8 protein-coding genes and 1 pseudogene are annotated in these 9,285 nt (G+C 59.6%); 8 read left to right on the forward strand and 1 reads right to left on the reverse strand.

The features are described 5' to 3' along the window. Positions 1-657, reverse strand: a 657-nt coding sequence (locus tag B3F77_RS04435) for a P-loop NTPase (RefSeq protein WP_293603789.1), incomplete at its 3' end; no start/stop codon positions are given. 199 nt (positions 658-856) lie between these two features. Between B3F77_RS04435 and metG the strand changes: the two genes are divergently transcribed. The 8 genes and pseudogenes from metG to B3F77_RS20890 form a co-directional block, all read left to right on the forward strand. Further along, positions 857-2,989 carry a methionine--tRNA ligase gene (gene metG, locus B3F77_RS04440; protein WP_293603790.1) on the forward strand — a complete coding sequence of 711 codons (2,133 nt, stop codon included), beginning with the start codon at positions 857-859 and terminating at the stop codon, positions 2,987-2,989. 200 nt (positions 2,990-3,189) lie between these two features. Further along, positions 3,190-3,414 (forward strand): DUF3460 family protein, encoded by a 225-nt coding sequence (locus B3F77_RS04445; protein WP_293603791.1) that lies wholly within the window; start codon positions 3,190-3,192, stop codon positions 3,412-3,414. A 97-nt stretch (positions 3,415-3,511) separates the two neighbouring features. Then, positions 3,512-4,393, forward strand: a complete 882-nt coding sequence (locus B3F77_RS04450; protein ID WP_414702957.1) for a segregation and condensation protein A — start codon at positions 3,512-3,514, stop codon at positions 4,391-4,393. Positions 4,394-4,410: 17 nt separating this feature from the next. Then, positions 4,411-6,012: an L-aspartate oxidase gene (gene nadB / locus B3F77_RS04455; protein WP_293603792.1), complete on the forward strand. Its 1,602-nt coding sequence runs from the start codon at positions 4,411-4,413 to the stop codon at positions 6,010-6,012. Positions 6,013-6,051: 39 nt separating this feature from the next. Then, entirely contained in the window at positions 6,052-6,411 is a 360-nt protein-coding gene (locus B3F77_RS04460) for a 5-carboxymethyl-2-hydroxymuconate Delta-isomerase (RefSeq protein ID WP_293603793.1), read from the forward strand. Positions 6,412-6,913: 502 nt separating this feature from the next. Then, positions 6,914-7,570 (forward strand): hypothetical protein, encoded by a 657-nt coding sequence (locus B3F77_RS04465; RefSeq protein WP_293603794.1) that lies wholly within the window; start codon positions 6,914-6,916, stop codon positions 7,568-7,570. A 638-nt stretch (positions 7,571-8,208) separates the two neighbouring features. Continuing rightward, a complete protein-coding gene (locus B3F77_RS04470; protein ID WP_293603795.1) occupies positions 8,209-9,018 on the forward strand; it encodes an ice-binding family protein in 810 nt (269 codons plus the stop codon). Between the two features lie 124 nt (positions 9,019-9,142). Next, positions 9,143-9,285: pseudogene (locus B3F77_RS20890) on the forward strand (integrase core domain-containing protein); the annotation flags it as partial.

Genomic DNA, 9,285 nt, shown 5'->3' on the forward strand with positions numbered 1-9,285 from the left:
GTCGCCGGTGCCGGGTGGCATGTCCACAATCAGGTAGTCGAGGTCTCTCCAGTTGGTCTGGCGCAGCAGCTGCTCAAGCGCCTGCGTGGCCATCGGGCCGCGCCAGATCATGGCTTCGTCCTGCGCCACCAGAAAACCGATGGACATGACCTGCAGGCCGTAGTTTTCCATCGGCTCCATGTTCTTGCCGTCCACGCTTTCGGGCCGGCCTTCAATGCCCATCATCATGGGCAGGCTGGGGCCGTAAATGTCGGCATCGAGCAAGCCCACGCTGGCACCTTCGGCGGCCAGCGCCAGGGCCAGGTTGACCGCCGTGGTGCTTTTGCCCACGCCGCCCTTGCCGGAAGCCACGGCAATGATGTTCTTCACCTGGGGCAACAGCTGAACGCCGCGCTGCACGCTGTGGCTGGCGATCTTGACCGTGACATTGACCGACACGTTGTCAACGCCCGCAACGCCTTTGACGGCCGCAATCAGGCTCTTGCGCAGCCCAGGAATCTGGCTCTTGGCGGGGTAGCCCAGTTCCACGTCAAACGACACGTCACTGCCGCTTATCTGCAGGTTTTTAAGCGCTTTGCTGCTGACAAAATCTTTACCCGTATTGGGGTCCAACACGGTCTGCAGGGCGTTCAAAACGGTCTGTTGCTCTAGGGCCATCGGGAAATTCTCCAGTTGAATCTGACAAGGCAGGCCGGGTACTTTTGCGAAGCCACCTTCACCTGCAGGGCTGACGGGAAGTCTAACGCGGCGGCTTAAACCATGAGCTGGCAGGGAATTGCGCCGGGCTGTTTCCCCCAGCGACTTAAAATCGCCGCTTAGTCCCTTAACGCCACCAGCCTCCTTCAAAGCCTTTTCTATGCCCCAGCGCCGCCTGTTTGTCACCACCGCCCTGCCCTATGCCAACGGCAAGTTCCACATCGGCCACATCATGGAGTACATCCAGGCCGATATTTGGGTTCGGTTCCAGCGCATGCAGGGCCATGAGGTGAATTTTGTCGGCGCCGACGACGCCCACGGCGCGCCCATCATGATCGCCGCTGAAAAAGCGGGCAAAACGCCGCAGCAGTTTGTGGCCGACATCGCGGCGGGCCGCAAACCCTACCTGGACGGCTTTCACATCAGTTTTGACAACTGGAGCTCCACCGACTCGGTGGAAAACCATGAATTGGCCCAGCAGATTTACCGCGATCTGCGCGACAACCCGGAAGGCTCCCTGATAGCGACCAAAACCATCGAGCAGTTCTTTGATCCCGAAAAGAACATGTTCCTGCCCGACCGCTTCATCAAGGGCCAGTGCCCCAAATGCGGAGCCAAAGACCAGTACGGCGACAACTGCGAAGTCTGCGGTGCCGTCTATGCGCCTACCGACCTGATCAATCCCTACTCGGCTTTGTCGGGTGCCACGCCGGTGCTTAAAAGCTCGGAACATTTCTTCTTCAAACTCTCCGACCCGCGCTGCGTCGAATTTCTGCAAACGTGGACCCAGGACGGCAAGCTCCAGCCGGAAGTCGCCAACAAGGTCAAGGAGTGGTTTTCGACGCGCCAAAACGCCGATGGCACCACCAGTGAAGGCTTGGGTGACTGGGACATCAGCCGCGATGCGCCCTACTTTGGCATCGAGATTCCGGACGCACCGGGCAAGTATTTTTATGTATGGCTGGACGCGCCGATCGGCTACCTGGCCTCGCTGAAGAACCTGCTGGAAAAGCGTGGCGAAAGTTTTGAAGACTACATGGCCGATCCAACGCTGAAGCAGTACCACTTCATCGGCAAGGACATTGTCACCTTCCACACTCTGTTCTGGCCGGCCATGCTGAAGTTCAGCGGCAGAAAAACCCCCGACAACGTCTTTGTGCACGGTTTTCTCACCGTCAACAACGGCGAGAAAATGAGCAAAAGTCGCGGCACCGGGCTTGACCCGCTCAAGTACCTCAGCCTGGGCATGAACCCCGAGTGGCTGCGCTACTACCTGGCGGCCAAGCTCAATGCGCGCAATGAAGACATTGACTTCAATGCTGACGACTTCATGGCGCGGGTCAACAGTGATCTGGTCGGCAAGTTCATCAACATTGCCAGCCGTACCGCACCGTTTTTTGCGAAGTATTTTGATAACAAGATGCAGCCAATCGCCATGAGCTCACTGCAAGGCGTCCCCGTCACAGCAAACACAGCAGGGTTCGTTGTAGCCCTCCAGAACAGTGTCGAAATTAAGGCGGCGTTCGAAGCAAGAGAATTCAGCAAGGCTCTGCGATTGACTATGGAAGTGGCAGATGCCCTCAATAAGGAATTTGACGGGTTCAAACCCTGGCTCTTAGCAAAGAATGCTTCCACTGATGCGGTCGCCAGAGAACAACTCGCACAAATTTGCGCCTCATCGATTGCAGGTTTTAAAGCACTAACGATATTCCTCAAACCCGTCTTGCCTTTGCTTGCAAAGGACGCCGAAGAGTTCCTTAACTGCGCACCCCTTACCTGGTCGGACATCGAATTGCCGCTTGATCCAAGTAAATTTATCCCACCGGGACATCAGTTGGGCACATTCAAGCCGCTGATGCAACGCGTCGATGTGAAACAACTCGACGCCCTGTTTGAAGCGCCCGCCGCCCCGGAACCCGAGAAGCTCACACCCGGCGGCGAAGAGCTCGCCCCCACCATCACCATCGACGATTTCGCCAAGGTCGACCTGCGCATCGCCAAGATCGTCAACTGCGAAGCCGTCGAAGGCTCCACCAAGCTGCTGCGCCTGACACTGGATGCCGGCGAAGGCAAGCTGCGCAACGTCTTCAGCGGCATTGCCTCCGCCTACAGGCCCGAGCAACTGATCGGCAAGCACACGGTACTGGTGGCCAACCTGGCGCCGCGCAAGATGAAGTTTGGCGTCAGCGAAGGCATGGTGCTGGCCGCCAGCCACGCCGACGAAAAAGCCCAGCCCGGCATTTATGTACTGGAGCCTTTGCCGGGCGCGACGCCGGGCCTGCGTATTCGCTAAAAAGGCGCTGCGTCAGCTGGCCTGCGGGCGCCGCATGACGCTTGAGCCTGCAGCGTCGCAGCGCTTAATCGCAAGGTCGGCACTGCCGGGCAAGAGCGCCTCCTGCAGACCCGATTGCCGAAATGATGGCAGGCCCGAGACCAGCGATGGCCAGACCCCGGTAAAATCAGCGAACCAAATGTTTTAGGCAGTTCAAACCCATGTCCTTTTTTCGCCGCCCCGACTACACCTCCGACGTCACTCAGTTCATAGAACAGCTCAAGGCGAAGAGGCCCACGCTGGAAGCCGAGCAACGGGCTGGCCGCGCCCTGCTGTGGGACAAAAACCTGAACCTGGCCGACGAGTCGGAATACAGCGAAGCACGCGTGCCGCAGCAGCCCTATGTGTACGGCAGCGGCAGCGACAGCCACCCCAACATAAAATAAGAGAAAAAAAGGCTTCAGGCCCAGGTTACACGGGCTCAAGCAGCTATATTATTTATAGCAAATTCCGCTGGACTGCTCTGGCCGCAGCGGCTGCAACATGCCCCAAATTTCCTCCCCGCCGTCTCCCCAGGAGCTGCCGCCGGCAGCCGGGCAAGATCTGCCTGCGGCCCTGACCCTGGACATGCCGACGGTGATTGACCAGGTCGCACTGGCCCGCCTCTATGGCGAGCCGCTGTTTGCCATGCCGCACGATCTGTACATCCCGCCGGATGCGCTGAAGGTGTTTCTGGAGGCATTCGAGGGCCCGCTGGACTTGCTGCTCTACCTGATCCGCAAGCAGAACTTCAACATTCTGGACATCCCGATGGCGGCGGTCACGCGCCAGTACCTCACGTATGTTGACGAAATCCGCGCCACCAATCTGGAATTGGCGGCCGAGTACCTGCTGATGGCTGCCATGCTGATTGAAATCAAGTCGCGCATGCTGCTACCGCCCAGAAAAACGGCGGAAAGTCAGGAACCGGAAGACCCCAGAGCCGAGCTGGTGCGACGCCTGCTTGAATACGAGCAGATCAAGCTGGCCGCCCACAAGCTCAACGAGGTGCCGCAATTCGGCCGCGATTTCCTGCGCGCGCAGGTCTATGTGGAGCAGTCTCTGGCACCGCGCTTTCCCGATGTAAATGTGGTCGATTTGCAGGACGCCTGGCGCGACATCGTGAAGCGCGCCAGACTGGTCCAGCACCATGTCATCAGCCGCGAAGAGCTCTCGGTGCGCGAGCACATGAGCCTCGTGCTGCGCAAGCTGCAAGGCCGCAAGTTTCTGGAATTTGAGGAATTGTTTGATGCCACGCGCGGCATGCCCGTGCTCGTGGTCACCTTCATTGCGCTGCTCGAATTGGCCAAGGAATGCCTGCTGGAAATCACGCAGGCCGAGTCCTATGCCCCGATTTACGTGCGCCTGGCCTACACCCCGACCTGAATCCTGACTGCCCTCCAATGAACCACTTGCCCAGCCCAACATCACCACAACATACTTTTGACGTGCTCATCATCGGCAGCGGCCTGGCGGGCCTGTCTGCCGCGCTGCACTTGGCCCCCACCCACCGTGTGGCCGTGCTGACCAAGCGCACCCTGAGCGATGGCGCCAGCGGCTGGGCCCAAGGCGGCATTGCCGCCGTGCTGGCCGAGGGTGACACTTTTGACGCCCATGTGAACGACACGCTGGTGGCCGGCGCCGGCCTGTGCGACCTCGCCGTCACCCGTGCCGTGATTGAGGGCGCGCCCCACGCGATTGCCTGGCTGCGCGGCTTGGGTGTGCCGTTCACTCTCGAGGGCGAGCAGTTGCACCTGACGCGCGAAGGCGGCCACGGCGCGCGCCGCATTGCCCATGTGGCCGACGCCACCGGCGCGGCCGTGCAGCGCACGCTGATCGACGTAGTGCGTAGCGCGCCCGGCATCACGCTGTTTGAACACCACACGCTGGTGGACGTGATCACGGCGCACAAGCTCGGCCTGCCCGGCCAGCGCTGCCTGGGGCTGTATGCGCTGGACGAGGTGACCGACGAAGTCCTCACCTTCCGCGCCCCGCAGACCATTCTGGCCACGGGCGGCGCAGGCAAGGTCTACCTCTACACCACCAACCCCGACACCGCCACCGGCGACGGCATTGCCGCAGCCTGGCGCGCCGGCTGCCGCGTGGCCAACCTCGAATTCATCCAGTTCCACCCGACCTGCCTGTACCACCCGCACGCCAAATCCTACCTGATCAGCGAGGCCGTGCGCGGCGAAGGCGGCCAGCTAAAGTTGCCCGACGGGACACGCTTCATGCCCCAGCACGATGCGCGCGCCGAACTGGCCCCGCGCGACGTGGTGGCCCGCGCCATCGACTACGAGATGAAAAAGCACGGCCTGGACTGTGTGCACCTCGACATCTCGCACCAGAGCCCGGCGTTTCTGCACGAGCATTTCCCCAACATCCTGGCGCGCTGCGCCGAGCTGGGCATAGACATCACCAAGGAACCCATTCCGGTGGTGCCCGCCGCGCACTATACCTGCGGCGGCGTGCTCACCGACCTGGCTGGCCGCACCGACCTGCCTGGCCTGTTTGCCATTGGCGAAACCGCCTGCACCGGCCTGCACGGCGCCAACCGGCTGGCCAGCAACTCACTGCTCGAATGCATGGTGTTTGCCCGCGCCGCCGCCCAGGCCATTGCCGCCGCGCCCGCCACGCCCGTGCCCGACCTGCCGCGCTGGGACAACAGCCGCGTCACCGACGCTGACGAATCGGTCGTCATCTCGCACAACTGGGACGAACTGCGCCGCTTCATGTGGGACTACGTGGGCATAGTGCGCACCAACAAGCGCCTGGAGCGCGCCGCGCACCGCATCACGCTGCTGCAGGCCGAGATCCAGGAGTTCTACGCCAACTTCCACGTCACGCGCGACCTGCTGGAACTGCGCAACCTGGTGCAGGTGGCCGAGCTCATCGTGCGCTCAGCCCAGCTGCGCCGCGAAAGCCGCGGCCTGCACTTCAGCCGCGACTATCCTGAACTGGCCGCCCCGGCTGCGCCCACCATTCTGGTGCCGCCCGTGGCCTGAGCGCTTGCACAACCCGCCTTCACCCCACCAAGGACTGCCATGCCCCACCTCATCGTCGAATACTCCCGCAACCTCGCCGGCTTCCCCGAGGCGCAAGCCCTCACGGAGCTGAACCAGGCCGTCACTGCCAGCCCCGAGATTGCCGACGAGGCCGACCTCAAGACCCGGTTCGTCGTGGCCAACAGCTTCGCCATCGGCACCGCACCCGGCCCGCGCGCGTTTGTGCATGCCCAGTTGCGCCTGCTGTCAGGCCGCACGCCCGAGGCCAAGCGCGACCTTTCGGAATGCGTGGCTGCCGTGCTGCGCCGCCTCGCGCCCAAGCCTGCGGGCGTGCTGGTGCAGCTCAGTGTGGAGATCGTGGATATGGACCGGGGCTCGTACACCAAAGAGCGGCTTTGATATTTTCAGGTTGAACCTGAATATTAATTAAATCAGGCTCTAGCGCTTGTCTGGCGAGCACTTGTAGCTCACTTTTTGATAGCTAATCGCTTGGGTTGAGCGTGGGTGCCCGAACGAGCGCCCAGCCGCGCACCGGTTTTCCGCTGTCTCGCCAAGGGCAAGTCAACGTCGCATGGTTGGGCGCCTGCTTCGTAGCTTTGCAGTCATTCGAGTTCGACCGGAGAAAAGCCTGTTCCGTCCAGAACCACCGGTCGGTCATGGCGCTACAAAGCGGCCGGTCGTCGGTGCTCTTGACCAAGCTTGAATTCCAGGATTTATTTGCCCTGGACTTGTCCTTCTTTGCGTTTTATCAATCGTAATCTCCAATCTCTGGATTTAATCATTGGCTGAGAAGTGCGTTTTTCGGGGGCAAGATCAGTGACGCCTACAAGCGATCAAAATGAATAGTCAAGAAGGAAATATAAAGCCTTAGCAAATGCAGTTATCAAAAAGAGGAGTTCAAATGAAGTACCTTGCAGTTTTGCTAAGCTCGACGATGCTGGTCGCATGCGGTGGGGGCGGCTCGGGCAGCTCGGACGCCTCAGCTTCACCGTCGTCCGCGGTATCGTCCTCAGCCTCTTCGTCCCCCGCGGTATCGCCCGCAAACGCCGAGCTCGCAAAATATGAGGGCGTCTGGCGGCAAGATTGCCTTAACCATATGCGCTTGACGATGACGTCCACTGCAACAAGCAGCACCATTTTCTCTGTCATGAGAAAAGAAGAGTACTTCGACAATCCAGACTGCACAGGTGCTTTGGTCGCGACCGGTAGCTTCGGTCAGCTAGACGAAACCGTGCAGTACACGGCAACATTGGCAAACGCCTCCGTCACATTGTTGACTGGCGAAACTGTCGTAGCCAACGTTGATCCTGCAACCTCAGTCTTGGCCGTGGCACCCTTCACCATAACGGGTAGCGGCGTGAAGTCTACGTATGTTCAAGGCATGACATTCGCAACCATTGCATACGCCAACGGAGAATACGTAGTCATCCAGCGCGCAGCGTTAAGCGGCAAAACCACCCACGGCGCACTCCTTCTACGGAATGGTGAGTTGCTCGCCCTCGTGCCGGTTGGAGACCCCACTACGTCATTCCAGGTTAATCACCGATACATTCGGTGATTAACCTGCTGGGCGACCCTCAACGAAAATTCCAGAATGACAGCTGTCAGTCGAGGCTGTGTCAAAACGTGAAAAGAAACACTTCGATCGAAAAATTGGGGGTACCAAAACCATTCCCGAGCCTGCCCGCGATCGCTGCACATGAGTCGTTCTACGAGGTCGATTTTTTATCTCGCATGAAATTCAAATTTTCATTGACGTTTTTACACACAGTCTGAAGGAGACGGTGATCGGGGGTGTCCTGAGCTTTTTCGCTTGAGCGACCGCATTGCCAGCAAAAGCGGTCAGCGGGGTGCGGCCAGTTGATGGCGCCTGCCGGCCAAAAGAAGACGGTCGAGCATTTCCCCCATAGTAGCCGCTTGATCATGTAATTGGCCCCCTACCCTGAATCGCCCCTGCACGCAGCCTGGAGCCAGATGGGCCATTTGCCTGCCCTATGTGCCGTAGCGAACAGACCATCGTCATCAAAAGGTGGATACATGTCTCAGCAACGAGTGGCCTCAGATCCGGTTGATCCGACTTTGACATGGAAAACCAGACTGGGGATTCGCCACTGTCGTGAAGCGTGTCATGGCCGCACCCGCAAGGGATCGGCCATGCATACGTCCCTTACGGCCTCAAATGAAGAAGGAAAGAAAATGAACAGAATCGAACGCTTATTCAAACCACTTATGTCGGTTACGCCATTACTGCTGGCCGCTTTGCTGGCCGGATGCGGTGGAGGAGATGATCGGATCGGCGCAAGCGTATCGACAGCCGCAGGCACGGGCACAGGCGCAGGAGGCGCTGGTCGAGGCCCCGCACCGGTAAACCTTAGATCAGCCGGAAATTTTGTGATTCTGGCTCAATCGCAGATTACAAATGTTCCGACTTCCACGGTTACCGGGGATGTAGGCTTGAGCCCGGCGACTGGTGCTGGCATTGGCTTAACCTGCGCGCAAGTGACCGGGGCGATATACACCGTCGATGCTGCTGGTCCTCTTCCATGCAGGGTGACCGATGCAACTCGGTTAACCACAGCCATAGGCGACAAAGGGACCGCGTACACCGATGCCGCCGGACGGGCACCCGATTTCACTGAAGTGGGAGCCGGAAATATTGGCGGGCTCAATCTCGGCCCAGCCACCTACAAATGGAGCAGCGCAGTTGTAATACCGACGAATGTCACGCTCACAGGCGGCCCGAACGATGTCTGGATCTTCCAGATAGCACAAGGCCTCACAGTAAGTTCTGGCGCGCGGATTATCCTGGCCGGTGGTGCACTGGCCAAGAACGTCTACTGGCAGACCTTCGCTGCTGCGGACATCGGAACAACCTCGCAATTTAACGGTGTAATACTGTCGCTAACATCGATCGCCATGAAGACTGGCGCATCGATAAACGGCAGACTGTTGGCAGGGACTGCTGTCACTCTCGATCAGAACACGGTCACACAGCCCGCCCCGTAAGGACGCCAGGAGCACCGTGAATGGGACCACGGAGACGGGCAACCAGTGGGTTCGTTCTTGTTTTCGGGCATCTTCGATCTACGCTCGAGGGGGTTACGCTGTGGCGGCGCTGATGTTGATTCAATACCGTCCTGACTTCCCGCAGCGTTTTGGCTGCATCGAAGATGCTCGCGCCCACTGTCAGCAGTTCTTCCCTTGGTACAACGACCGCCATCGCCATTCGGGCATCGGCTACATGACACCTGCTGCCGTCCATTACGGCCAGGC

Source organism: Polaromonas sp. UBA4122 (assembly GCA_002381615.1).
GTDB lineage: Bacteria > Pseudomonadota > Gammaproteobacteria > Burkholderiales > Burkholderiaceae_C > Polaromonas.

Bases quoted from the DNA above. Each gene is read 5' to 3' on its own strand.
- nadB (WP_293603792.1), top strand. From the start codon at position 4,411: ATGAACCACTTGCCCAGCCCAACATCACCACAACATACTTTTGACGTG.
- B3F77_RS04460 (WP_293603793.1), top strand. From the start codon at position 6,052: ATGCCCCACCTCATCGTCGAATACTCCCGCAACCTCGCCGGCTTCCCC.
- B3F77_RS04465 (WP_293603794.1), top strand. From the start codon at position 6,914: ATGAAGTACCTTGCAGTTTTGCTAAGCTCGACGATGCTGGTCGCATGC.
- B3F77_RS04470 (WP_293603795.1), top strand. From the start codon at position 8,209: ATGAACAGAATCGAACGCTTATTCAAACCACTTATGTCGGTTACGCCA.
- B3F77_RS04445 (WP_293603791.1), top strand. From the start codon at position 3,190: ATGTCCTTTTTTCGCCGCCCCGACTACACCTCCGACGTCACTCAGTTC.
- metG (WP_293603790.1), top strand. From the start codon at position 857: ATGCCCCAGCGCCGCCTGTTTGTCACCACCGCCCTGCCCTATGCCAAC.
- B3F77_RS04450 (WP_414702957.1), top strand. From the start codon at position 3,512: ATGCCCCAAATTTCCTCCCCGCCGTCTCCCCAGGAGCTGCCGCCGGCA.